The sequence below is a fragment of the Nocardia sp. NPDC049190 genome (assembly GCF_040648115.1).
In the GTDB taxonomy this organism is placed as follows: domain Bacteria; phylum Actinomycetota; class Actinomycetes; order Mycobacteriales; family Mycobacteriaceae; genus Nocardia.
Window position 1 is genome coordinate 34,733 of sequence record NZ_JBEZDE010000005.1, and the last position, 25,192, is coordinate 59,924.

The following is a 25,192-nucleotide window of genomic DNA, read 5'->3' on the forward strand; positions in this document are numbered from 1 at the left end:
TGCGCAGTGGGGCGGAGGTTGGCGGAATGGGTCGGATTCGGAGGCTTCCGACGTAGCCTCGCCAAAGACGCGACGGTATCCGACAAGGGGCTCTGACGTTCAAGCCGACAGTGATCCGGCCGCTCGGCGGCGCCGAGGTCGTTGATCCGTATTCGCCCGAACCGAGCGCATCCGAACGGTCTGGCGGTCGGTCAGTGTGAGGCGGTATTGGGCCTAGCGGATCGATCGCCGAACGGATGGCGCCAGGTGCGAGAGCTGTAGGACGAACCGTCGGCCGCCGATGCGCGGGCGGTCTCGAGGCGAGATTGCTCGAGTTCGTGACGGGCGAGGCGGCCGCGACGGGAGGTCCGCTGTGCACTGGCGAGCAGCAGGCCGAGCCCGAATGCAGCGACCGCGCCGACGACGATGCCGTAGAGGAACAGTGTTCCGGTGGATCCGGTGACGTGGTATCCGAGCACGGCGAAGTTGTCGGTCAGCGCGTGGGCGGTTCCAGCGTTGCCCAGCACCCCGACCACGCCGATGATCACGGCGGCGAGCAGTACGACGAGTCCGAAAATGATGATCATGACGGCCTCCATGGCCTGGGGAGTGCGTACCTTCTCCAGTCAACGCCGGGTCTCTCCCGGTGTCGAGGCGCGACCCGGCGACCATGGCTGCCGCTTGGTAACTATTTCCCGTGCCGCGCGGGACACATACCCCGGTGGCGATGCACGTCCGTTGGCGCCGTCGAAGGGAGCCAGTCGGAACGGGTTCGACCTGCGGGGAGGCGGCTACGGTGGGACGGCCTCGTGGCAGTACCGCAGGTCACCGTCCCGTGCATGTCGGGCCGGTGTGTACCCGGCGGGTAGTGTCAAGGTGTCGGGGGCTTTTCGTACGAGACCACCCGTGGTCTCGTCGTCACTCGGCGACAAATAGGGGCCCGCCCCGGTCAGGAGCGTCGCGATGACGCTACAACACGAGCCGATCCTGCAGGACCGCTCTGCACGCTATTCCCTACGTAGCGGTCCGCCACCTCCACCGCGAGCGCCCCGCCCCAGAGCGCTCGCGGTGGGCGGGGCCTGGTGGCCCCGCACGACCGACCTGGTCGCCGAACTAGCCGATCTGGAGAGGCTGTTCGCCAGGCGGGCGGGGGGCGTCGATCGCATCATGTACAACATGGACGCCTGGCAGTCGGCACCGAGGCGTACGACGATCGGCGGGCGTTCGGTTCGCCTCGACGGTTACCGGCATCTGCCCGCCCACGCGCTCTGTGTCGTGGGATTGGACCGGACCCAGCTCGTTCTCCTGGTGATCCCGGCGGGCACCGAGGCAGCCACCGCCCAGGCGTTGCTGTCCGCGGCATCCCGACCTGGTAGTGAACTCACCTCCGATGAGGTGGTGGCCGCCGAGATCCTCGATCGCAGCCGCAACGCGGCGGCGTTGTGCCGCTGGGACGACGAAGGCGGTCACAACGCGCCGGTGGACCCGGCAGACCGGCGTTCATCCTTCGCGGGATCCCCGTCCCTTCCGGGAGGTCTGACATGACGCAGAACCCGCCCCGGGATGCGGGCGCTGCCGCCGCTGACCGCGATCTGGGCCGATACCAGGCCACCCCTGGCGGTGGTCAGCCATTCGACACGCCGACTCGCACACCGCGACTGCTGTTGCGCGACCGTGACGAGGAGTCCGGCGGCATCGATGGCGCCTGGTGGCCCAGAACCGATAACCTCACCACCGAACTGCACGACCTGATTACCGCGCTCACCACCCGACTGGGCGCGACCACACGGATCGCCTTCGACTGGAATACGGTGAGCCTGTCCCAACGTGGCATCGACCCTCCCGACGGGATCGAGGTCACCGGACCGCTTCCCGACCAGCAACCCCAGGTGATGTATGTCTTCGGCCCGCACGATCGGCACCTTCGATTGTTGGTGATCGACCCAGCCATCACCGCAGACCGCGCCGACGCGCAGATGCGCAAGGCTGTGCGCACCATCGCGGACCAGCCGCAATCATGAACTACCTGACCTGGAGGGGAATGTCGCGGTATTCGGAACAAGTTGTTGCGCCCGCACCCCATTGATGGCGCACCTCACGACAGCATGGGTTCTGCTCTGCCACAACGGCGTTGCGAGCCGCACCCATGTTCGTATACAGCACTGCCGACAGACCATCGCAAATCGCTTCACGGTCGGTATCGGGTCGCACACCGATGACCAAACCGCCGGCCTCGGCAGCGCCTGCGGAGCCGCGGCCATTACCCCGATTCCGCCACCGCACAGCACGGTCGCGCCTGCTTCGGCCAACAGCCGCGATCGAGCCGCCGCTGAGCTGTGTGAAGTTGAATGCGCTGGGTCCTGGCTCGTAGCCGACGCGCAAGCAGCGCTCGTCACGGGAGCCGTCTCGTCCCGGGACGCAGGATGGTCACCGTCATGGTCAGGGTCGGACACGAGTACCCGGTCACCAAGGAGCCGCAGTGCGTCGCAGCCTGGTCGAGCATCTCGGGAGTTCCTGCTGGCGCGCACGATGGCGCGTTCGCCATCGGCGAGTCCGCCACGACAGCAACTCCGTTCGGCCTAGCCATCGACGACTCGACGATGTTGACTGTGTGGCATGTCGAACCCGGAATCTTCGGTACCGCAGCCGTCACTTCCTCAGCCGCAGGCAAATTCCACAAGGCCGCTGGCCGGCTACCTTCTGTTGTCGACCGCGATCCTGGTCGCTGGTATCGGGGGAGGCCTGCTGGCGTGGCATCCGTGGGAGAAAGACACAGTCAAGCTGCCGCCCAAAGATCCGCAGCACATCACCGTGCAACAAATCGGTGACCAGTACGAACCGACCAACTCTGATTCGGTACGACCGGTCTACTGCATGACCAACGAGACCGGTGGCCTGTACTGCATGGTCATGCCCAGCCGCTACAGCGGTATCCGGGTGACACGGTAAGTCGGCCAGGAACGACGTCGGAGACTGCCGCCGGTTACGGCAAGGCGACCAGCCAGCGAGCGACACCGCCGTGGTGCGAGCATGTACCCGAGCGGTGTCGGCTCGAGCTGTACGTGCCGTCGTTACACTGCGCAGTTGCCCCATCGGGAGCGGTCGGGGCCTGCTGCGGGCGTCGGACACAATCATGGTCGGCGTTCTCGTATTCGCCTGTCCCACAGGAAATCAGGGTTGGGGCCGCCGCGGCTTGCGGGGCTGCCGCCAGACCCACGGCGGTGGCGAACAACCATGTCGCGAGCGCCACTTGACGGGTCAGCTGTCCGCGCATTCCGGTGACGCCGCGCGGGCGGCCTGTGTCGCTGTTCATTGTGAACTCCCTACGGTGGTACGACTCTCGGCCGGGAAAGCTCCGGCGCAGGAGCCGAAACTAGCGTGGTATCTGTCCCGGTTGTCTGCATTCCGTTTCGAATAGGGGGCGGGTGCGTAACAAACGGACCGGTACCGAACCACCATGCGTGGCGCTGTCACGCACCGCAGCGTGGTCAGGAGCGCAGAATCTAGTCTCGCGCAGGCTTATTCGACCCATTGGCGCAGCAACATACGCAATTCATCCTTCGGGATGTCGGGCCAGGGTTCCGGGTTCCGAGACAGGCGCGTGTCGTAATAGTCGACCCAGCCCTCGAATCGGCTCGGGTCGGCGGATACGACGCGGGGCATGATCTCGGCGCACACCGTTACTCCTCTCCAGTCTTCCATCGTGCGGTACGTGCTGAGGACTGCACCGGTGTCGACTGAAGAGTTCGCCGGCATTATCCGATCCAGCCACATGTCGGTTGCCTGGGCGCGGGTCGCTCCATCAATTCCTGTCCCCATCCGTTGGAGGAAAAACCCGGCGTTGTAGAGGGGATCACCGGGCCCGGCGGTTTCCCAATCGAAGATCCACAGTTTCCCTTGATCATCGAGCCGGAGATTGGAGGGGTAGAGGTCGTTGTGAGCGAAGACAGTCGACTCGCCCGAGCGGCTGAGATCGGGCTGGATGTAGTCCGACAGCGGCCCGATTCCGAGTCGGTCCAGCCTGGACCGTTGCTCCGGTGGCAAGTTGTGGTAGGTGTCGTCGGCGTGGCGGATCATCTGCTGCTGCCACTCTGGAATATCGAGATTCATTCCCACCGGTAGGGGGCGGGAAGACATCAACTGCACTTGGTCGAGGAGATCGGGCAACCAATTCAGCAACTCGGGATCATTGAAGCCCCGTGTTTCGCCGGGAACATATTGCATGATCGTGAATTCCCGGCCGGTCGACGGGTCCGTTCCGGAGTAGAGGATCTTGGGTGTTCGCACACCGACCTCGCGCGCGTAGTTGATGGCCGCGTTTTCCGGCATCCACTTCTTCAGTATGGTCACGGTCGGTTGGTCCAATCCGCGCCTGACCACTGCCGGGCCCGCGGTCGTGTCGACAAGGTTCACCCGGTTCCCGGTTCCAGCGGCATCCGGTTCCCGATCCCGAACCTGTTCACACAACTCCCGGGCCTCTTCTGCGGATATTTCGGACGGGTCGCGACCGCCATGGGGGGTGTGCGCCTCGATGGATGAGTGGGGTGATCCATCCTCGATGGCGGGCCGTTCGGCGCCGTTATCGCGGTCCGCGTGCCCAGCCGAACCGAGTCTGTCGAGTTCGGCTGCGGACTGCTCGTCACCATGGGTGGTCCGATCGAGGCCGTCGCGAACTTCACGCGGGAATTCGTAGTGTGCCTTGCTGACCCACGGGCCGATTTTCTCAGCAATCGCGTCAGCGAGGCGTTTGGCCGCCTCCAGCATCTTCGCGATGACCTCACCGCTGCCTGACCCGCCCACCGGCTTCTTTCGCTGTGAACACGCTGTCAGACAACAAGGTCGAGGGCGGAGCCGACCTCCGCCGCCGTGCGGTGCGTTCCTCCGGTGCAGCAGGCTCCGAGCCAGCCGGTGCGGGGTGATCGGCGCGCAGACTGCGTGGCGAACCGGCCTTCGGTAGTGGTCCGGCGCTTCGCGACTGCTCTGCAGGCATCGGTGACGCTGAGAGCGATGTGAAGGATCACCGGGTCGGCCGACAAGATGTCTGACTCGATCCGGCTTCTACTGGCTCCCGCGATAGTGTCGGCGCCCGCGGAGCGTGGCTCCTCGGCCGGGCCAGGGCCTCAACCTCGGCAGCCGCCCTGTTGGGCATGTGTGCGAAACGCGGCATCACTCTAATGTCACGAATCGGGGGCCGACGTGCACAGTTTCCCAGGAGCAGTAATACCAACTATCCCGGGCTGTCTCGGCGATCGCACGCACCTGTCCGGCTACATCTGGCCCAATACGGAGGACCGGTGCGCAGGCATGAGTCGCGGCACCGAGATCAACAACGCGTGGCCTCAGTCGTCAGGGCGTTCGGCAGGGCCACGGAGGCCGACCGGATCGGCATTGTCGTGCTCCAGCGCACGAGCGGCGAACAGCGCAGGCGCCGTTCGGATCAGTTGCCGATTCTCCCCTGGTCCGTGCGGACCCATTCGGAGGACCCGTCGGGGTAGCGGTGGAACTCCCAGGCGGCATAGTCGCCGTCCTTCTCCACTACCTTGACGTGGTCGGCGAAACCGTCGTGGTCGTAGTCCGTCCAGACCTTCATCGCGTCGGCGCCGGTGATGCCGAGGGTGTCGAGCGTGCCGTCACCATCGATGTCCTGGGTGGGGTGCTGCAGTTCGACCGCGCCCAGCTCGTCGAGCGACGAGGACGCGTCGATCCCGGGTAGGTCCAATCCCGGGAATTCGCCCGAGGTGATCAAAGGGGTTCCTCCTCAACGGGACTGGTGCGCGCTCCGCCACGATGGGCGGCATCGCTCCATCCTGACATCCCGTGAACGCCTGCCGCAGCCCCTCCCGCTCACTTCTTGGGCATCAGCAACCACAACGCCAGGTAAATGATGAACTGCGGTCCGGGCAGCAGACATGACACGACGAACAGCAGACGGACGACGTTGGCGTTCCAGCCCAGGTACTCGGCGATGCCACCGCAGACGCCTGCGATCCATTTGTCGTGGGTGGAGCGAGCGAAACGGCGGGTAGGGGCGGTCATGGTCGTGCCTCTCTGGTGGTGATCGCTACGGACTCCACTCTGCCGGGCAGTGCGGCGCCCGACATCGGTCCGGCGGCCGATACCGACCCTGATTTCCGTGGGGCCCGACCTCAGGGTTCAACCCCGAGCACGGCAGACTCGTCCTGGTGAGCACCACTCTGCATGCCCGCGGGCTGTCCGCGGGGCACGGCGAACGCACGCTGTTCACCGACCTCGATCTCACCCTCGCGCCGGGAGACGTGATCGGCTTGGTCGGCGTGAACGGCGCGGGCAAATCAACGCTGCTGCGCATGCTCGCCGACCGGCGCACGCCGACGGGCAGCATCGCGCTGAGCCCACCGGACGCCACGGTGGGCTACCTGGCGCAGGAACCGGAGCGGACGCCCGGCGAGACGGTGCTCGCGTTTCTCGGCCGCCGAACGGGAGTCACCGCCGCACAGCAGGCGATGGACGCCGCTGCCGAATGCCTCGCCGAAGGTGGCGCGGACGATTACTCTCCCGCGCTGGAGCTCTGGCTCGCGTTGGGTGGGGCGGACCTGGATCAGCGCGCCCACGAGGTGGCGGCCGATCTCGGCCTGGCCGACAGCCTGCCCAACGGTCTCGACACGCTGATGACCGGTCTGTCCGGCGGCCAAGCCGCGCGTGCCGGATTGGCCTCGGTGCTGCTGTCGCGCTTCGACATTCTGCTGTTGGACGAGCCGACCAACGACCTGGATCTGGACGGCCTCGCCCGGCTGGAGCAGTTCGTCACCGGCGTCCGGGTTCCGCTGGTGGTGATCAGCCACGACCGCGAGTTCCTGGCCCGGACGGTGAATCGAATCGTCGAACTGGACCTCGCTCAGCAGCAGGTCGGCCTGTACGACGGCGGCTACGAGTCGTACCTGGCCGAGCGGGCGATCGCCCGTCAGCACGCGCGCGAAGCCTACGAAGACTACGCGGACACCAAGGCAGGGCTGGAAGCCCGCGCACAAATGCAGCGCAACTGGCTCGAGCACGGTGTCCGCACTGCCCGCCGCAAAGCGCGCGACCCGCGGAAAATGGACTCCGACAAGGCGGGCCGCAAGATGCGCGCCGAATCCACCGAGAAACAGGCGGCGAAGGCCAGGCAGACACAGCGCCGCATCGAGCGACTGGAGGTGGTGGAGGAACCGCGTAAGGAGTGGGACCTGCGGATGAGCATCGCCACCGCCGCACGCAGCGGCTCGGTGGTGGCCACGCTGTCGTCCGCGACCGTCACCCGCGGTGATTTCTCCCTCGGCCCGATCACCACCCAGATCGATTGGGCCGATCGCATCGTGCTGACCGGGGCGAACGGCTCCGGCAAGTCCACGCTGCTCGCCCTGCTGCTCGGCAAGATCCCGCCGGACGGCGGGACCGCGAACCTCGGTTCCGGCGTCGAGATCGGTGCGGTCGACCAAACGCGCGACCTGTTCCGCGGGACCATCGCACTGGCCGACACCTTCGGCGCCGAACTACCGGACTGGCCGGACGCCGAGGTACGCACGCTGCTGGCGAAGTTCGGCCTGCGCGGCGCGCACGTGCTGCGCCACTGCGACACGCTCTCCCCCGGCGAACGCACCCGCGCCGCCCTGGCTCTGCTGCAAGCCCGTGGCGTCAACCTGCTCGTACTCGACGAACCGACCAACCACCTCGACCTCCCCGCCATCGAGCAACTGGAGCAGGCCGTCGAATCCTTCACCGGCACACTCCTGCTGGTCACTCACGACCGCCGCATGCTCGACACGGTGCGCGCGACCCGCCGTTGGCACATGGAATCGGGCACCCTCACCGAGACGCTCTGATCACCGCGACTCGACTCGACAACCTCAGAAGAATGCCGCATGGCGATGCACTACCGACGCGCGCGTGCCGGCTGCCCGCCCAACTGTGTCGGTGTCATGGTTGTCGGTGCAGCGCCGGATCATCTACTTCGGCGGAGGGTCGCGAGGTAGTGGGCCGTCGAGTTCTCGAAGTAGGTGATGTCGGTCAGATCCCATCCGGTTCCGATGGCGAGTTCGGCGAGTTCGGCGGGCGACAGGCAGAGGTAGTGGAACCAGGGCGTTGCGACCTCGCGGTATCGGACCCGCATGGTGCGCTGTCCGGCTATGCGGCCCGCCCGGAGATTGTGTTCGTTGTAGCGCAGATGCGCAGGATCGGTGGAGTCGGTCATGTTGTGGCCTTGGCCGACGATGACGGCGCCAGGCGCGGCCAGCGCGGCCAGTGCCCGCAGGAACTCTGGAGCCCGCTCGCGACTCTCCAGCAAACCAAGGTTCGCGCCCAGGAGCAGGAAGCTGTCGTATTGCTCCGCATTCGCGGCATGTTCGTCGACCGTGCCGAGAATGCGCGAACGCACCCCTTGCCGCCGGCACACTTCGAGCGCGCCCGGTGAGATGTCGAGTGCGGTGACGTCGTGACCCCGATCGAGCAAGGCGCGTGCGCCCCGTCCACCGCCTGCGCCGACGTCCAGAATTCTGCCCTGGAGCAAGTCCAGTGCGTGCCGTTCGGCGTCCAGCCACTGGTCGATCGGCGCGAGCCATGGTGCGACAGGTACCGGCTTCACCATCCCATCGCTGCGTTCGGCGATATGGAAGACCTGGGTATCGCTTGGTTCCAGCGCCGCCTGGTAGGCGTCGAGCAGCATGTCTCCGATGGCATCGCCGATCCGCGGACCGAACGGCGCCGTCTGTCCCTCCTGAGCCTGGTCGCCTGGCTGGTCGTCTGTGACGGTGGAAGCATCGTTCATGGTGTTCTCTCTGTCGAGTCGGGTGCAAGAGCCGATGGTTCGGGGCGGGTGAGCGATCGGGAGGAGACGAGAAGCATCACGAGAACCCCGGTGGCGCACCATGTCCCGATGACCGTCGCGGTGGGGAAGCGTTCGCTCGCCGCGCCGGTGGCCAGGATCGCGGCGCCCTGGGCGATCTGGATGCCGCTGTTCATGACGCCGAATGCCCGGGCCCGATATTCGTCCGGAAGCACAGTCCTGAACAGGGTCTGAGCGGCGGGCAGCAGCAGCGACATGACCACTCCGGAGGCGGTGACCAGAGTCAGTATGCCGGCGAGTGGCGGGTCGAGCAGCGCGGGGACCAGGGTGAGGGGAGCCGAGACCGCCAGCGGACGGATCAGCCGGGTCCGCCACCGCGCCAACCGGGTCGGTATCAGGCCGCCGAGGGCGAAGCCGACCGGGTTCGCGACCATGATGAGCCCCTGGGTCGCGCCTCCGCCGTCGATCTCGGACGCCCAGGCCGCCGCCAGGCCCTCCGGAACCACCACGAAGGTGACCGTTGCGAAAACGATGAACGCGATGGCCCGCATCACCGGATCGCCGAAGACGACGACGTACCCTTGCCGAGTCTCCTGCCACAGGCCGCTGCGGCGGGTGACCGCGAGTGCCGCTGGTCGGAGTTCGACATAACGGTGCAGCAGGAACGCCGAAGCGACGAAGGTGCCGGCGTTCAACAACAGCGCGGTGTGCGAGCTGTATCCGGCGATCACTCCACCGGCGGCGTACCCGAGGACCTGGGCCAGGTGGAAGACGGTGTTGTTGAAGGCCATGCCGACGGGATATCGATCGCCGGTCAGCAGATGCGGGAGCAGAGCGGAACGGGCCGCCTCGAACGGCGGAGCAAGCAGCCCACTGGTGAACAGCAGCACCAGCAGGACCGATACCGGCACGCCGGGGATCGCGATCAGCCCGATGAGCACCGCTCTGGCCAGATCACAGGAGATCATCACCGAGCGCGTGGGATACCGCTCGGCCACTGCCGCGAATACGGGCCCCGCGGTGAGCCATGGCAGATATCCCACGGCGAAGGCAGACGCCGAGGCCAGCACAGAACCGGTGCGTTCCAAGACGAGCAGCGCCACCGCGGCCTTGCACAGGTAATCCCCGGCCCAGGACAGCGCGCTTGCCGTGAGAACCGCACGATACTCCACCAGGACCACCAGATCCCGATAGCCTGCCGGCCGTTCCTCCTCCGCCGACGAACGACTCATCCATTCTCCGCAACGCGCTTCATGAGCAGGGCCGGCTACGCGGGAAAGCTGCGTGCCGACCCGCTGTCAACTCAATCGAGATCAGTCCCAAGTGAGGTCCTTGCGGGTCATGACACACCTCCTTTCCGAAGCGGCAACCTGAAGGTGCGGCCGCGTGCCGGCCCTCTGCCGACTCGACTGGGATCAGTCCCAAGTGAGGTCCTTGCGGGTCATAACACACCTCCTTTCCGAAGCGGCGACCTGAAGGTACGGAAACCTCAACGCCAAGTATGTAACTCACTCGGCAAGAGAAGGATTCGCAACCTTCCCACTCATGACCGTCTGAGCCATCGGCACCGAGCCCCGGTCAGGAACAAGACGCCGTTCAGAGCGACACAGAAGAAAGGAGCAGTAACCGACCATGCTGCGCGCGAGCTGAGCGGAACCGGCTGCCGCGAATGGGCAAGCAAGCAAACAGATCCCGATAGCCCGCCGGCTGTCGTCATCCGCTACGAACGAAGCATCCATTCTCCGCAACGCGCTTCATGAGCAGGGCCGGCACGCCGAAAACTGCGAGCCGGCCCTCTGTCAACTGGTGTGGGATCAATCCCAAATGATGTCCTTGCGGGTCATAACGCACCTCCTTTCCGATGCTGCAACCTGATCGCCAAGCATGTATCCACCTCGACGAGAAAGGGATTGGCAACCTTCCCACTCAGGACTGTCTGCATCATCAGCATCGAGATCACTCGACCTGCTCCGTGCCAGTATGCCCAAGTGCGCCAAGGACAGGGCACAAAATCGCCAATCGACCGCAGCAGCAACATGATTCGTGCTGACAGCCGAATCAGCGCTAGCACAGCGGTGTTCGCACCGACACCCACACCACCCGCCTGGCGAGCGCGGTCCGATAACACGATGGGAAGCGTTTTTCAGCAATTACTTTCGAGGCCGAAATTCTTCGACCGAATCGCCATCAGTACCGCATAGACATCGTGTCTAGAACGAATCAGAGGACGAGAATTCCTGTCATGCAATCACTTCGAGACTGCGTCTAAGCCTTTTGAATCTCAAACGACGTCGAGCTTCAAAGAAAGCAATGCGTCAAGAAAACAAGCTGTCGCCCACCGGCGGCCGCTCGAACGCGAGCCCGAAAGCAGTCACGAACCCGCAGCGCCGCACGCGCGGCACGTCAAACCCGGTCACACCGATGCGACCCGCTTGGCGAGATCGTCCGCCAGTTGTCGCGCCTGCGCCGGGTCGGTGGCCTCCACCATCACCCGTACCAGTTCCTCGGTGCCACTCGGCCGCAACAGGACTCGACCGGAGTCGCCGAGAATCCGTTCCGCGGCCAGGACCGCGTCCCGTACCACGGGCGCGGTCGCGACCAGGGACTTGTCGCTGACCGGCACGTTCACCAGTACCTGCGGCACGGTCTGCAGCACACCGGCCAGATCAGCCAGGGTCCGTCCGGTCTGCGCCATCCGGGCCATCAGGCGTAGGCCGGTCAGGATTCCGTCGCCGGTGGTGCCGAAGCGGGGGAACACCACATGCCCCGACTGCTCGCCGCCCAGTGTGTACCCGCCGCTGCGCAACTCCTCGAGCACGTAGCGGTCACCGACCGCGGTGGTGCGCACGGTGATGCCGGCCGCACGCATGGCGATGTGCAGGCCGAGGTTGCTCATCACGGTGGCGACCAGGGTGTTGTCCGCCAGTTCGCCTTCTTCGTGCATGGCCAGCGCCAGAATCGCCAGAATCGCGTCGCCGTCGACGACGGCCCCTTCGGCGTCGACAGCCAGACAGCGGTCGGCATCGCCGTCGTGCGCCAGGCCGAGATCGGCGCCGTGCTCGCGCACGGCCGCGCGGACCTGGTCGAGATGGGTCGAGCCGCAGCCGTCGTTGATGTTCAGCCCGTCCGGCTCGGCGTTGATGGCGATCACCGTCGCCCCCGCCTCGCGGTACGCGGCGGGGCCGACCTCCGCGGCAGCTCCGTGCGCACAGTCGACCACCACCGTCAGACCCGACAGATCCCGGCCGACCGACTCGACCAAGTGCTCGACATAGCGTTCGTGTGTGCCCGCGAGGCTGTATTGGTCCGGGATGACCAGCCCGTGGTCGCGCGCACCGGCGGCGTTGCGCACCCGCCCGATGCCAGCGCCGGTCGGCCGCAACGGCGTGTCCGCGGCGACCAATGCCTCGATCCGGTCCTCGATCGCGTCATCGAGTTTGTGCCCACCGGCGGCGAAGATTTTGATGCCGTTGTCCGGCATGGGGTTGTGCGAGGCGGAGATCATCACGCCGAGACACGCGTCGTAGAGACCGGTGAGATAGGCGACGGCAGGCGTCGGCAGCACTCCCAGCGAAAGCACGTCCACTCCCGCGGCGGTCAGGCCCGCCGTCACAGCGGCCTCCAGCATCTCGCCGCTGGCCCGCGGATCACGGCCGACCACCGCGAGCGCACGCTTCTTGCCGCGGCTCAGGATCTGCGCGGCCGCGCCCGAAACGCGCAGTGCGAGCTCCGGACTCAGCGACTCATTGGCAAGCCCGCGGACTCCGTCGGTGCCGAACAACCGTCCCATACCTCGCCCCTCATCGGTGGATCTGCAGCGTGAGCGACGGGCCCGAAGGAGGCAGCCTGGGTACGAGAACGCCGCAAGGTCATACAGCTCGAGAGCAGGCACCCAGCCGTTCGCGGGGAGCCTGCTCTCGGACAGCTGCCGCATCGACTCCACCGTATCCCACACCGTCGAGGCGCCGGATACGGAAAGTCGATGCCGCCACAATCAGCGCTTCGAGTACTGCGGCGCCTTGCGCGCCTTCTTCAGACCGTACTTCTTCCGCTCGGTGGCACGCGGGTCACGGGTCAGGAAGCCGGCGCGCTTGAGCGCGGGGCGGTCCTCCGGAGTGACCTCGATCAGCGCGCGAGCGATGGCCAGACGCAGGGCGCCTGCCTGGCCGGACGGGCCGCCGCCGACCAGGCGGGCGTGCACGTCGAAGGACTCGGTGCGCTCGACGGTCACCAGCGGCGACTTGACGAGCTGCTGGTGCACCTTGTTCGGGAAGTAGTCCTCGATGGAGCGGCCGTTGAGCACGAAGTTGCCCGAGCCGGGGAGCAGCCGCACGCGGACGACGGCCTCCTTGCGGCGGCCGACGGTCTGCACCGGACGGTCGATCACGATCGGAGCGAAGGACGCCGAGACCTCGGCCTCCGCGTAGCCCGCGCCGTCCTCGACGACCTCGGCAGCGTCGAATTCCTCGACGTAGTCCTCGTTGAATTCCTCGGGAGCGGTCACTGTGCCACCTGCTTGATCTCGAACGGAATGGGCTGCTGAGCGGCGTGCGGATGCGTCGGGCCCGCGTAGACCTTCAGCTTGCCCGCGATCGCGTTGCCCAGCTTGTTCTTCGGGATCATGCCCTTGATCGCCTTCTCGACCAGCCGATCGGGGCGCGACTCCAACACCTGACCGACCGTGCGCGACTTGAGGCCGCCCGGGTGCCCGGAGTGGTGGTGGATCAGCTTGTCCTGCCGCTTGTTGCCACTGATGGCAACCTTGTCGGCGTTGATGATGATGACGAAATCGCCACCGTCGACGTGCGGGGCGTAGGTCGGCTTCGTCTTGCCACGCAGCAGATTCGCTGCCTGGACGGCGAGACGGCCGAGCACTACGTCAGTGGCGTCGATGACGTACCACTGACGGGTCACGTCACCCGCCTTGGGGCTGTACGTAGGCACAGTGCTTCCCTGTCTGTAGTCGGTGTTGCCAGCCGAGCATGTGGTCGAGGAGTTCCCGGCGGCCGGTGGAGACCCAGGACTCGATGGACGACCGGACCGATCCACCAGGAATCAACCGGGCGTTCCACACGCCAACGAGCCACCTTACCAGCGGGGACCGGGCGGAAGAAATCGCCTCAGATCTCGAACGGCGGCCCGTGGTCGATGGCGCCGGGCGGCCCCGGCACCCGGTAGCGCAGCGTGTCGATGCCGGGCCGTCCGCACTCCACGCCGCCGCTCCGGTCACCCCGCGTGCCCGATCGATCGTCCCCGGCAATGGCGATTCCCGGCTTCGGCTCGTCGATGGCGTACGAGGTCAACGCACAAGTACCCGGTTCCGCGCCGTCCCGCACCGCTCGGTCGGCCACGGTGAGCGAACTCCCCGGTCCCACCGCCTCGACGACGAGTTCGAATCGATCGCCGCCGGACGGGAGCGCGATCACAGCCAATGCCATCGCGCCGATCACGGTGTTCGCCCCGAACAAGTTGCCCTTCATCTTGTTCCAGAGCTTGCCTTTACGTTGCCCGTCCTCCTCGTCGTCGGACTCCGCTCCTGGCGCGGGCCACTGTCCGTGGCGCTGTTCCCGCGCCGCGTAGTACGCTGATGGCTGCTCGGGTGGGACCTGGTACGTGGGCCGTGGGCCGAGCGGCGGCACCGGACCACCGGGAAGCGGTCCCGCAGGCGGGACCGCGAGGTCCCCGTATGGACGCCCGGGCGCGGCGGACTGCGCATCGTCCGGATGATGGCTCGGCGGGCGAGTGAAGCGGCTGCCCAGTTCGGCCAGGTTGGGTGGAAGTCCGCGTGGCGCCTCGTCGCGGACGCCCCGGGGGGTCGCGTCCTCGCTCTGGGGGGGATATCCCGGGCCGTACTGGATACCAGGGACCGGCCCTGGCGGCGGCGGCTGACCGATATCCGGTGGCTGCTGCTGCTGCCGTGTCTCCGGCCGCGGTGCGCCGGCCTCGGGCGGACGCTGCCCCGCGTCGTATCCGGCCTGCGCCCGGTCTGCGTCCACCGGAACGCGCGGACCGGGCGACGGTTCGGCATGCCGGCCCGACGACTCCGGCTCACCCGACTCGTTGTCGGTCACCAGCAGGTGCGCAGCGCCGAGCGTGAGCGCGTGCATCGGGTGGTCGGCTACCTGCAGCCGGTGTCCGAGATGATTCTGGAAGGCCAAACGCAGTGCGTCGTTGAAGCACACATTGCCCGAGAGCAGTACCGTCGAGGTGTCCGCGCCGATCGAGCGAGCCGCGGCCATCACCTCGATCACCACGTTGTCGGCGGATCGGGCGTCGCGCATGGCGTCCGCGTCGACCGGGACGTCGACCGACTCGGTCGGCTGCTCGTCGTCGCCGTGCACCGCGACCACCAGCACGGTCCGGCCGTCGGAATACACGGCCGTCGCACCAATACCGTGCGGCCTGGCCTGATCCGGTCGGCGCACCAGCCCGAGCGCGCGGACATAACCCGACAGCGCGACGCTTTCCGGCAGCGGCTCGACCATGACATCGAGCTGTTCCACCAGCGCGGCGTAGATCTCGACCTTCTCGTCCGGCCAGCCGTCCGGGAACGGCAGCGCCACCAGGTCGGGCTTGGCCCGCAGATGCTTACCGATCGCCGCGAGCGGGTTGTACATCCGCGCGCGGAACACCAACTCGGCGGGCCATGTCGCGCCGGCCACCACGATCTGCGGATGCCCGAGAATGTCGCGCACGTCGGCGATCGCCATCCCCAGATCCGGCCGGTTCCGCTCCACACCCGCCGTGTGCAACCGGCCCGACGAATCAGCCAGCAAATACGCGGGCGGTGTCCACACACCTTCTACCTGCACCGGGCGAATGGGGGTACCCCCGCCCCCCGCCGCCACGGACACCACATCCCAGCCGAGATGTACTGCCCCTACTCGCACCGTCACAGCCATAAGTCTGCCCGGTTCGCGACCGACATGCTCGCCATCGTGGTCAGCGCCCGGTCGTCGGCGTTTTCCCGCACCGCGGCGTGCGCGGGGGCGACCGTTGACCGTTCCGGAAGCCTCACGCCGCCGACTTCTTCAATCGCAACCGGCTCCACGTCACCATCGCCAGCATCAGGGTGATCACCAACAACACCACGACGTCCAGTGTCCAGATTCCCGGCTTGTGCTGCCAGAGTGTGTCCGGCTGTGCGCTGAGGAAGACCTCGCGGATATTCACCGTCGACGCACCGGACGCATAACCCCAGCGGGCCGGGAACAGCCAGGACACCTGTTCGAGCACCACTCGGCCGGTGACCGGGATCAGGCCGCCGGCCATCACCAGCTGGCACATGATGGCGACCACCAGCAACGGCATCACCTGCTCGTTCGACTTGGCCAGCGCGGAGAGCAGCAGGCCGACGACCACACAGCACACCGCCGTCAATGCGATGTCGATGTACAGCTCCGCGCTGCCGGAGGCGAGCACCGTCCCTTTCCCGGGGGGCTTCTTGCCCGCGAGCACGATCCCCACCAGCACCGCCGATTGCAGCAGCGCGGTACCGCTGAATACCGCGATCTTCGCCATCAGATACGCCGAGGGCAGCAGACCCACCGCGCGTTCCCGATAGAAGATCGTCCGTTCGCCGACCAGGTCGCGCACCGTCAACGTGGAGCCCATGAAGCAGGCGCCGAGGATCAGTACCACCAGCAACTGCTGAGTTTCGCCACCGCCGTTGGGCACGAAGGTACCGTCGGGCAGCGCCTTCAACGCACCCCGCTGGAAGCCGTTCTTGCCGGGCACCACCAGCGAGAGCCCACCGAGGATGAACGGCAGCAGCACCAGAAACGCGAGATAACCACGGTCGGCGTGAATCAACCGGACCTGTCTGCGGGCCAACGTCGAGAATTGCTTGCCCGCACTGGACTGCGGCGGACTGCCCCCCGACCCGTACGGCTGTAGTGGCGGCGCAGGCGGCGGCTCGAATGCCTGCCGGGAGCGGTAAGCGGCGAATGCCTGGTCCGGGTTGGCCGCGACGTCGGCGAAGATCTGCGCCCAATCGCTGGTGCCGAGCGCGGCGCCGACCCCGGCCGGGTTGCCGCAGTAGGCGGTCTTCCCGCCCGGCGCGAGCAGCAGCACCTGATCGCACATGTCCAGGTGCGCCACCGAATGAGTGACCACGATCACCACGCGGCCCGCGTCGGCCAGCTCGCGCAGCATCACCATGACCTGTCGGTCCAGCGCCGGGTCCAGACCAGAGGTCGGCTCGTCCAGAATGAGCAGCGAAGGACCGGTCAGCAGTTCCAGCGCCACCGAGGCGCGTTTGCGCTGGCCGCCGGAGAGCCGGTCGACCCTGGTGTCGGCGTGCTCGGTGAGCGAGAGTTCCTTCAGCACACCGTCGATCACCTTGTGGCGGTCGTCTTTGCTGTTGTCGCGGGGCAGCCGCAACTCGGCCGCGTAGCCGAGCGCTTGGCGCACGGTGAGCTGACGGTGCAGCACGTCGTCTTGCGGCACCATGCCGATCCGGGAGCGCAGCGCCTCGTATTCGGCGTGCAGGTTGCGGCCCTCGAAGGTGACCACGCCGCCCGAGGGCTGGGTGGTGCCCGCGATCAGGCGCGACAGCGTCGACTTACCAGCGCCGGACGGCCCGATCAGCGCGGTCAACGTCCCCCGGCTCGCCGACATGTTCACGTCGACGAGCAATTGCTTGTTGCCTTCGACGGTGAACCCGACGCCATGCACCGCCAAGCCCTGCTCGGCGACCGGTTTCTGCCGATGCACCAGCGTGCCCTGCTGGACGACGAAGTCGACATTGCCGATGGTGATGATGTCGCGCTCGCGCAGCACCGCTCGCTGTTGCCGGTGCCCGTTGACGAAGGTGCCGTTCGCCGATCCGAGGTCCTCGATCGCGAGCCCCTCCGCGGCGGCGACCAGGCGGGCGTGCTTGCGGGAAGCCAGCGGATCGTTGACGACGATCTGATTGTCGGTGGTGCGGCCGATCGCGAGACCGCTCGGGGGAATACGGTCGGCGCGGGCGGCGGGCGCGGTGGACGCCCTGGCCCGGACCGGCGGCACATTCGACGTGTCGGCTCTGGTCGTCAGGTTGATGTTCAGCGGTTGCGCGGGCGCCGCCTGGGACGGCGGGTACTGGCGCGGAAACTGGTGCGCCGGCCGCTGTTGACCCGGCGGAGCCTGGGGTGCGGCGTGCGGCGAACCCTGGGGTGCGGCGTGCGGCGGCCGCGCCGCGGGCCGTTGCGGGGGTTGCGGATTCGCGGGTAGCAGATGCAGCAGCGGGCCACTGATCGCGTCACCGAGACGTACCTGCGTCGGGCGATCGATCGACACCGGTTGCGTCAGTTTGCGCGCATCGACGAAGACGCCGTTGGTGCTCTCATTGTCGGTCAACACCCACGCGATGCCTTGCCAGGTGAGCGTCGCATGGACCCGGGAGACGAGCGGACTGTCGACGAACAGCGTCACCTCCGGCGCCCGGCCCATGGTGACCTTCTGGCTCGAATCGAAAACTCGTTCGTTCCCATCATGGCGCACGGTGATGGTCTGCGCCCCCGGTGAAGACATGCAGCGGATACTATTCCATCATCCGGACATCGGCGGTGCCCCCGACGCGCCGTTCACCCCCGATCCGGTGAACGATGTGCTTGCGATACCGGCCGACAAGGGGGAGCCTTGCCGACATTCACACCAACCGCGCTTGTTACGACGCTGCTGAGCGTTCTGGTACTGGTCGGAGGCTGCACACGGTTCGAGGACGGCAGGGCCGTCTCCATCTACGACGACCCGTTCAAGGTTGCCGGGCTGCCCACCACCAGCGGGCCGAGCGGACCACGCGACGACGTCGCCGACAGCACCCTCACCGCGACGAACGGCGACGGTAGCGCGGTGGACACGCTGGCGCTCAACGCCGTCGACGATATCCAGACCTACTGGCGCGGCGAATTCGGCAAGGAATTCCAGGGGGAGTTCAAGCCGGTCGACAAGTTGCTGTCATGGAGCGCGAAGTCCCCGCGCAGCGACGCTGTCGAATTCTGTAAGGAGAGCACCTATCACCTGGTGAACGCGGCCTTCTGCCGACTGGACAACTCGATCGGCTGGGATCGCTCCGTCCTGCTTCCCACCATGGCGGAGACCTTCGGCAAGATGGCCGTGGTCATGGTGCTCGCGCACGAGTACGGGCACGCGGTACAGACCATGGCCAAGATCGTCGGAGCCAAGGACCCGGTCATCGTGAAGGAACAGCAGGCCGACTGCTTCGCCGGCGCGTTCATGCGGCACGTCGCCGAGGGCAAGGCACGGCATTTCACGATCAACACCTCCGACGGGCTCAACTCGGTATTGGCCGCCACCGTCGCCATCCGCGACTCCGACCCCGACGACCCGGACAGCGTGCACGGCTCGGCCTTCGAACGGGTCACCGCAGTCCAGGTCGGCTTCACCGACGGACCGCGCGCGTGCAAGGGCATCGACATCGACGAGATCAACCAACGCCGCGGCAATCTGCCGACCAGCTTCGACGGAGAGTCGGGCGAGTATCAGATCACCGAGGACAATCTGGTCGAACTCAGCAAGGCGCTGGCCGCGATTCTGCCCATCCCCGAGAAACCCACCTACGACTACAACGGGGCGAACATCGAGTGCCGCAACGGTGTGACGACCGAACCCGTGTCGTATTGCGCGGTAAAGAATGTCATCGCCACCGACATTCCCGAACTGGCCCAGCGCGGCACGGCGAACGCCGACCCGGATGACCCGCTGCCGGTGAAGGTGACCGGCGACTACAACGGCTATGTGGTGTTCATCTCCCGGTACACGCTCGCGGTCCAACGCAGTCACAAGCAGCAACTCGTCGGCCCGAAGGCCGGATTGCGCGCCGCGTGCCTGTCCGGAGTGGTCACCGGGAAACTCGCGCAGACCGGACGGCCGGTGACCGAAGGCGACATCAAACTCGCCGCGGGCGACCTGGACGAGGCGGTCTCCGGCTTGCTCACCGACGGACTTGCCGCCAGCGACGTCGAGGGCAAGACCGTGCCGAGCGGTTTCGCCCGGGTCGACGCGTTCCGCGCCGGCGTGCTCGGCGGACAGAATACCTGTATGGCCCGTTACTCATAGGATTTCGGCCGCCCATCGACGGATCCGCACCGACTCCTGCGTGTTTCAGCGGCCGAACGGTGGCGGGGCCGGGTGTTCGAAGCGCAGCACACGATTGCCGAGCATGATCTCGGCGCCGGGGATCAGCGCCATGGACTGGTTCGGGGCCAGGCGTATCCAGTCGCGGTAGCCGGGCAGCCGGGTGCGGGTGCCATTGGTAGAGCCGCGATCCACCACGGACACGTCCCAGTTCACGAGCCGGATCTCGGCGTGCGCGCGGGACATACCACCAGAGGCGTCGTCGACTCGCAGCGGAACGAGTCCGCTCTCAGCGGCCACGGAATGCTCCGGATCACGGCCGAGCACCGCGTCCGCGGCCAGCAGGTAGCTCGTTCCGTCGTCGAGGATCAGCACACCGAGCGGTGGACGGACCACCTCGATCAGCGGCTGCGTCTGGTCGACGGGCATTCCGCACACGGTGCAGAACGCGGCGCGCGGATCACTGGGATGCGCTCGCGCGCACTTGAATCCCAGCACTCGGACGGTGAGCGCGGTGGCCCTCGCGGTCGCCTCCAGGCGGCGTTGTAGATCCGGGTCGGGCTGCGGCGCCGGGTTGGTGCCGCGTAACTGGGTCGGCGCGTGGCGCGGATCAATCGCCTGCTGCTCGGCCTCGGCATCGAGCATCGCGGTCGACGGCGCCGACAGGTGCGGCGGTGGCTCGGCCTCCGGCGGTGGTGCGGATGCTCCACGGGATTCGGGTGTTCGCCGGGAGTCGAGCAGATGTTGGGTGTCTGCCTCCGCGGACGGCTCGCGCTCGATGCGCGCGGTCGGCAGCGGCGACATCTCGGCGCGGCGAGGCATCACCGCAGGTCCGGACGCTCGGCTGGTCGCCGGGGGTCGCGGGCGCGCGGCGTCGAACCAGACGATGGCGCCGCCGGCCTGTGCGATGCCCTCCGCCAGCCAGCCGATGCCGCGCTCCGGCGGCAGGTTCGGAATGCGCCCCTGCGCGTCGTCGACGAACAGGGCCGCCGCTCGCGCGGGAACATCCGCGACCCGATCGACCGTGAACGCCGCCGCGCTGCCGCGATACCGCTCGACCTCGGTGTCGTCGGCCAGCACCGCGGTGACCGCGCCGTGCAAGAAGATCGCCACGCCCCCACTCTCCGCGGTGCAGAGGATGCCGAAATCGATCGGCTCGCCAGGGCTGATCTGCACGGCATGTTTCATCAGCCATCGCGTCGCCTGCCTGGCCACCAGGGCGCCCGGCCCCTCCGGCTGCTGAACGATTGCGTCGCGTACCAGTTCGGCCAGTGACTCGAGTGCGACGAGGGCGGGGGAATCCTGGGTCGGCCGACCCGGTCCGCGATGCGCGACGACGATGACCGCACCCGAGAGCCCGGCCACCGCATGACCACCCTCGACAACCTCAACCTGCCGATCCATCAACGGTATCGGCCTCCACCGAGGGCATAGTGCGGGGTCGTCGCCACACACACCAGGGTATTGCACTACAAACTCCATCGGTCCCCGTACCCAACGTCCGTCCGGTAACTTCAGTGTCGGTATCGGGAGGAACGAGGGGCCTGACATGGTTCGGACCAAACGCATCGCACTCACCGTGTCGTGTCTGCTCTGGACGGGACTGCTGGCCGGTTGCGCGGGCGCGCCGGGGACGCCGACCGCGGGCGAAATCGATGTGCGGACGCTGGAAGTCGGCGCTTACCAGGTGGACCGACACCACTACAACCAGGACTCCGGCGGCCGCGGCGCGCTCCTCGAAGGCATGCGGATGTCCGACGCGGTGGCCCCGACCGTCCGCATCGATCCATCCATGAAGGTCGGTCGCGGCAGCACCGTGGTGGCCGATGCCCAGCAGGCGCTCGATTTCGTCGCCAAGATCTCCAAACCGGTGTTCGAGAACCGCAAGTTGGTGGTCGGTTACGCCGCGAGTGGCGCCGATCGTCCCGACCCCGTGGGCAAGACCAACCCGTCGCCCGACGCGACCGCGATCACCGACGTGGTGTTCCGTTTCCCGGACGAGGCCACCGCGAAGCTCGCCGCCCGCGAACTCGAGGACGTGGACATCGCCGTGTCACCGGACAACCGCCCACTCTCCTCGACCCGCTATCCCGATGCGTACCTTCATTGGCGCCCAGGGGTTCCCACGGTCGGCGCCTTCATGGCCTACAAGGAGTTCGTCATCTCCCTGTTCATCCAACGGCCCAGGTCCGACAGCAGCGACCTGGTCAGCTGGATCGACAAGACCCTCGTCGCGCAGGTCGCGCAGCTGGGCAGGTTCACCCCGACACCGACGGACCAGCTCAGCGCCCTGAAGGTCGACCCGGACGGTCTGCTCGCCCGCGTCGTCGCCGACCGTAAGAGCCGCACGCCGGCCCCGGCGACCTTCGCCGTCTACGGCGCCGGCCACACGGTTCACCGCGCCGATGACGAGTCCGTGCATCTGCGCCTGATCGAGGACGCGGGTGTCGACCACACCGCCATCGTCGACGGCAGCTATGTCGCTCGCACTCGCGACGCGGCCGCCGCCCAGAAACTGGTCACCGGCTTGCTGGACAGCGAGGACGCGCACTACGACGCGCTCGGTGCGCCCAGGGACGTCCCCGGCGCCAAATGCCTCCAGCTCAACGGCAAGGGCAACTCGCAACGGGAATACCGGTACCGCTGCTATGTCGCCTACAAACGGTATGTCGGTGTCGTCACCAGTGATGAGGAACCAGACGTGCGGCAGAAGATCGCCGCGGAGTACGCACTGTTGGCCAACAGTTTCTGACCGCGGCTGCCGGGGGAATCCACCGACCTCGTGCCCTCGTCACGCCTGGCCGGGTCCAGTAGGATTCGCCGCAACGATCGCAGTAAGGGGAGGGACGTGCAGCGCGCCGCAATACCGGTCCGAACCGTCTGTGCCCTGGTCCTTTCGGCCGTTGTGGCAATCGGCGCCTGCGGGTGCGACAGCACCGAGAGCGGGCGCGACGCGCCCATGGATCCCGCCGTCGACATCGGTCTGCTCGACCCAGGCAATTACTCGACGAAACCGCGTGCACTCGGCACCGTGAAGAATCCCGAACAGGCGCGGATGATCGAGGCGGAACGGTTGGGGAACTTCGTCCCCACGGCATCGGATATCGATCCGGCGTTCGCGCACGGCGATCCCCGGACCTCGAAGGTCTTCATCGACACGCGGGCCGCACTCGGGCGGTTCACGGATGATTCCCGCTTCGCCGAGGCCGCACCGGATTTCGTCGCGGGATTCCTCAGCAGCGGCAGCACGGAGCCGAACAACCGTGGCAAGGACCTGGTCAACGCGGTCCTGATCTTCCCGGACGAGCAGAAAGCGGCTGCCGCCGCAGCCGCCCTGGAACACGTCGACTTCGAGGCCAACCCGCGCAACGTCTCGGTTGGGATCCCGAACTACCCTGCGGCGCACGCACATTGGCAGCCACACGAGCAGTCGATCGGATCTTGGTTCGCCACCGGGAAATTCGTCGTCTTCACCTGGATCTACGACTACCTGAAAGTCTTCCTGCAGCAGGTGGACCTTTCCGAGCTCCTCGCTCTGGTAACCAAGAGCCTCGACACCGTCGTTGGCTCCATCGACGGGTTCAGCCCGACACCGGCGGACCAACTGATGACGTTGCCGATCGATATGGACGGCATGCTCGACCGCACCCTTCCCCGACCACGCGAGGACTCCTGGATCGATCCGCCCGGCGCCTACACCGGTCACACCGCTGTGCATTTCGCGTCGGATCCGGTCGCTGACCAGCGGGCGCTCGAGGAAGCGGGTGTCGACCGGTACGCGACCGACGGCACCACTCTGTATCGCGCACGCGATCGGGCCGCGGCCAGGAAACTGCGTGAGGAGCGCGGCGGCCTGAGCAAGAAATTCCGGAGCGCCGAATCGCCGAAAGGCCTGCCCACGGCCAAATGCAAGGAATATATCGGTACTCAGTCGATCGTCATCCGCTTCTACTGCTCGGTATCCTACGATCGCTATGCGGCATTCTCCTGGTCACATCAACTGCTCGACGCCCAGCAACGAATCTCCGCGCAGTACGCCGTGCTGGTGAATGCCGGATGAAAACATTCCGCACTGCCGCGACCGCACTGGCATGCGTGCTGTCGACCGTACTTCTCGCCGCGTGCGGCTCCACGAAGTCCGGGACCGCGCAGCCCGGTGAGATCGACATCAGAAATCTCGATACCGGCAATTACCCCACCGAGCCGCCCGATGCGCACGACGACGACTATCAGCCGCTCTTCATCGACATGCCCAAGGTTGCCGCAATGCGGTTGGCCGATTATGTTGCCGCCGCCTACGACATCGATCCGGCAATGAAATACGGCCGGTCGTCATCCACTATTACGACCGGAATTCTGCCCGAACAACTCGGACGTATCCCGGATATGAAGCCGATCGCCGAACGCAACCGGATGATGTACGGTTTCGAGTCCAACGGCTCCGATCAGAACATCCTCGTGGCCGACTCGGACTGGCCGACCAAACAGCAATCCAACTCGACCACGGTGAGCACGCTCATCATGCAATTCCCGGATGCGAACCGCGCACGGCAGGCCGCGACCGAGTTCCACGACACCGACTTCGGGGCATACCGGGACCGGAACGAGCCCGTCACACTGCCGAAATACCCGGACGCACGTGCGCATTGGCGCCCCGGATCCCCATTTCTGCGAGTTGTCCTCCCGCACGGCTCCTACGTGGCCGCCTTTCTCGTCTCTACTGTCGGTCCCGATCGCGACGGACTGGTCGCGTTGGCGGAGAAGGCCTATGACACCCAACTTCCGCTCCTCGATCAGCTGGCGCCGCTGTCCGAGGAAGAGATGCTGCGACTGCCGTGGGACCCCGACCACCTACTCAGCCGAGCCCTGAATCCGAATAAGACCAAAACCCCGAGCTACGACAACCGGCACGCGATATTCAGTCTTCGCGGAATTCTGCAATACGCGCCGGACCGCGAGTACGCGAAGAAGCGTTTCACCGCCATGAGCGCCGAAAAATTCGCGGTCTCCGACGGCACGCTGGTGATCCGCACGCCAGGTCCGGACACAGCACGATCGGTCGCCGAGCAGCGCATTACCCCGACCCCCGCGTCCGGCGCCGCCGACCCACCGCCCGGGCTGCCCGATGCGACCTGCGTGGAGAATAAAGCCAGATATTTCGATTCCAAACGATTCACCTGCATCGTGCCCTATCAACAATATGTCGGGTTCGTCTCCGGAGATCAGTTGCTCGACGCACAGCAGCGAGCGGCCGCACAGTATTCCATTTTCGCGAACAGCCGGTAATGCCACCCTTCCGCCGCCGCTCGAACAGTCCAGTATGCTGCTGCGTGAAGA

Annotated in this window: 23 protein-coding genes; 8 read left to right on the top strand and 15 right to left on the bottom strand. The window is 66.6% G+C overall.

Features of this window, described 5'->3' with window-relative positions:
- Positions 1-191 precede the first annotated feature (191 nt).
- A complete protein-coding gene (locus AB0B25_RS06885) occupies positions 192-566 on the bottom strand; it encodes a hypothetical protein (RefSeq protein WP_357175855.1) in 375 nt (124 codons plus the stop codon).
- Between the two features lie 376 nt (positions 567-942).
- Here AB0B25_RS06885 and AB0B25_RS06890 point away from each other — a divergent pair, with 376 nt between their 5' ends.
- Both AB0B25_RS06890 and AB0B25_RS06895 read left to right on the top strand, forming a co-directional pair.
- Positions 943-1,524 carry a DUF5994 family protein gene (locus AB0B25_RS06890; protein WP_357175858.1) on the top strand — a complete coding sequence of 194 codons (582 nt, stop codon included), beginning with the start codon at positions 943-945 and terminating at the stop codon, positions 1,522-1,524.
- Positions 1,521-2,000 carry a DUF5994 family protein gene (locus tag AB0B25_RS06895; protein ID WP_357175861.1) on the top strand — a complete coding sequence of 160 codons (480 nt, stop codon included), beginning with the start codon at positions 1,521-1,523 and terminating at the stop codon, positions 1,998-2,000. Before AB0B25_RS06890 ends, AB0B25_RS06895 begins: the two co-directional genes overlap by 4 nt.
- A 1-nt stretch (position 2,001) precedes the next feature.
- Here AB0B25_RS06895 and AB0B25_RS06900 read toward each other — a convergent pair whose 3' ends face one another.
- Positions 2,002-2,262 (bottom strand): hypothetical protein, encoded by a 261-nt coding sequence (locus AB0B25_RS06900; RefSeq protein WP_357175864.1) that lies wholly within the window; start codon positions 2,260-2,262, stop codon positions 2,002-2,004.
- A 333-nt stretch (positions 2,263-2,595) separates the two neighbouring features.
- Here AB0B25_RS06900 and AB0B25_RS06905 point away from each other — a divergent pair, with 333 nt between their 5' ends.
- A complete protein-coding gene (locus AB0B25_RS06905) occupies positions 2,596-2,928 on the top strand; it encodes a hypothetical protein (protein WP_357175866.1) in 333 nt (110 codons plus the stop codon).
- Positions 2,929-2,962: 34 nt separating this feature from the next.
- Here the strand turns inward: AB0B25_RS06905 and AB0B25_RS06910 are convergent, their stop codons facing one another.
- The 4 genes from AB0B25_RS06910 to AB0B25_RS06925 form a co-directional block, all read right to left on the bottom strand.
- Positions 2,963-3,292, bottom strand: a complete 330-nt coding sequence (locus AB0B25_RS06910) for a DUF3761 domain-containing protein (RefSeq protein ID WP_357175869.1) — start codon at positions 3,290-3,292, stop codon at positions 2,963-2,965.
- A gap of 206 nt (positions 3,293-3,498) precedes the next feature.
- The gene (locus AB0B25_RS06915) at positions 3,499-4,779 is read right to left on the bottom strand and encodes an aminoglycoside phosphotransferase family protein (protein ID WP_357175871.1); all 1,281 of its coding nucleotides are present in this window, start codon (positions 4,777-4,779) and stop codon (positions 3,499-3,501) included.
- A 637-nt stretch (positions 4,780-5,416) separates the two neighbouring features.
- Positions 5,417-5,725 (bottom strand): DUF6802 family protein, encoded by a 309-nt coding sequence (locus AB0B25_RS06920; RefSeq protein ID WP_357175874.1) that lies wholly within the window; start codon positions 5,723-5,725, stop codon positions 5,417-5,419.
- Positions 5,726-5,823: 98 nt separating this feature from the next.
- Entirely contained in the window at positions 5,824-6,015 is a 192-nt protein-coding gene (locus tag AB0B25_RS06925; protein WP_357073888.1) for a PspC domain-containing protein, read from the bottom strand.
- 146 nt (positions 6,016-6,161) lie between these two features.
- Here AB0B25_RS06925 and AB0B25_RS06930 point away from each other — a divergent pair, with 146 nt between their 5' ends.
- Positions 6,162-7,817: an ABC-F family ATP-binding cassette domain-containing protein gene (locus tag AB0B25_RS06930; protein WP_357175877.1), complete on the top strand. Its 1,656-nt coding sequence runs from the start codon at positions 6,162-6,164 to the stop codon at positions 7,815-7,817.
- Positions 7,818-7,936: 119 nt separating this feature from the next.
- On the opposite strand, the gene AB0B25_RS06935 is transcribed toward AB0B25_RS06930, so the two are convergent.
- The 8 genes from AB0B25_RS06935 to AB0B25_RS06970 all read right to left on the bottom strand — a co-directional run bounded on the left by AB0B25_RS06935 (position 7,937) and on the right by AB0B25_RS06970 (position 18,289).
- Complete coding sequence (locus AB0B25_RS06935) at positions 7,937-8,758, bottom strand: methyltransferase domain-containing protein (protein ID WP_357175880.1); 822 nt, start codon at positions 8,756-8,758, stop codon at positions 7,937-7,939.
- On the bottom strand, positions 8,755-10,008 hold the full coding sequence (locus AB0B25_RS06940) for an MFS transporter (protein ID WP_357175882.1): 1,254 nt from the start codon (positions 10,006-10,008) through the stop codon (positions 8,755-8,757). Before AB0B25_RS06940 ends, AB0B25_RS06935 begins: the two co-directional genes overlap by 4 nt.
- A gap of 1,181 nt (positions 10,009-11,189) precedes the next feature.
- Complete coding sequence (gene glmM / locus AB0B25_RS06945) at positions 11,190-12,566, bottom strand: phosphoglucosamine mutase (RefSeq protein ID WP_357175885.1); 1,377 nt, start codon at positions 12,564-12,566, stop codon at positions 11,190-11,192.
- Between the two features lie 204 nt (positions 12,567-12,770).
- Positions 12,771-13,280, bottom strand: a complete 510-nt coding sequence (gene rpsI / locus AB0B25_RS06950; protein ID WP_357175887.1) for a 30S ribosomal protein S9 — start codon at positions 13,278-13,280, stop codon at positions 12,771-12,773.
- Complete coding sequence (gene rplM / locus AB0B25_RS06955) at positions 13,277-13,720, bottom strand: 50S ribosomal protein L13 (RefSeq protein ID WP_357175889.1); 444 nt, start codon at positions 13,718-13,720, stop codon at positions 13,277-13,279. Before rplM ends, rpsI begins: the two co-directional genes overlap by 4 nt.
- Before the next feature lie 176 nt (positions 13,721-13,896).
- Entirely contained in the window at positions 13,897-15,678 is a 1,782-nt protein-coding gene (locus AB0B25_RS06960; protein WP_357175892.1) for a hypothetical protein, read from the bottom strand.
- On the bottom strand, positions 15,669-15,794 hold the full coding sequence (locus tag AB0B25_RS06965) for a hypothetical protein (RefSeq protein WP_357175895.1): 126 nt from the start codon (positions 15,792-15,794) through the stop codon (positions 15,669-15,671). The genes AB0B25_RS06960 and AB0B25_RS06965 overlap by 10 nt, the downstream gene beginning before the upstream one ends.
- Positions 15,791-18,289: an FHA domain-containing protein gene (locus AB0B25_RS06970; protein WP_357175897.1), complete on the bottom strand. Its 2,499-nt coding sequence runs from the start codon at positions 18,287-18,289 to the stop codon at positions 15,791-15,793. The genes AB0B25_RS06965 and AB0B25_RS06970 overlap by 4 nt, the downstream gene beginning before the upstream one ends.
- A gap of 108 nt (positions 18,290-18,397) precedes the next feature.
- Between AB0B25_RS06970 and AB0B25_RS06975 the strand changes: the two genes are divergently transcribed.
- The gene (locus AB0B25_RS06975; protein ID WP_357175899.1) at positions 18,398-19,837 is read left to right on the top strand and encodes a metallopeptidase; all 1,440 of its coding nucleotides are present in this window, start codon (positions 18,398-18,400) and stop codon (positions 19,835-19,837) included.
- A gap of 45 nt (positions 19,838-19,882) precedes the next feature.
- On the opposite strand, the gene AB0B25_RS06980 is transcribed toward AB0B25_RS06975, so the two are convergent.
- The gene (locus AB0B25_RS06980; protein WP_357175901.1) at positions 19,883-21,259 is read right to left on the bottom strand and encodes an FHA domain-containing protein; all 1,377 of its coding nucleotides are present in this window, start codon (positions 21,257-21,259) and stop codon (positions 19,883-19,885) included.
- Positions 21,260-21,404: 145 nt separating this feature from the next.
- Here AB0B25_RS06980 and AB0B25_RS06985 point away from each other — a divergent pair, with 145 nt between their 5' ends.
- The 3 genes from AB0B25_RS06985 to AB0B25_RS06995 all read left to right on the top strand — a co-directional run bounded on the left by AB0B25_RS06985 (position 21,405) and on the right by AB0B25_RS06995 (position 25,141).
- Complete coding sequence (locus AB0B25_RS06985) at positions 21,405-22,607, top strand: hypothetical protein (protein ID WP_357175904.1); 1,203 nt, start codon at positions 21,405-21,407, stop codon at positions 22,605-22,607.
- A gap of 207 nt (positions 22,608-22,814) precedes the next feature.
- Positions 22,815-23,915 (top strand): hypothetical protein, encoded by a 1,101-nt coding sequence (locus tag AB0B25_RS06990; protein WP_357175905.1) that lies wholly within the window; start codon positions 22,815-22,817, stop codon positions 23,913-23,915.
- The gene (locus AB0B25_RS06995; RefSeq protein ID WP_357175908.1) at positions 23,912-25,141 is read left to right on the top strand and encodes a hypothetical protein; all 1,230 of its coding nucleotides are present in this window, start codon (positions 23,912-23,914) and stop codon (positions 25,139-25,141) included. The genes AB0B25_RS06990 and AB0B25_RS06995 overlap by 4 nt, the downstream gene beginning before the upstream one ends.
- Positions 25,142-25,192: the final 51 nt, after the last annotated feature.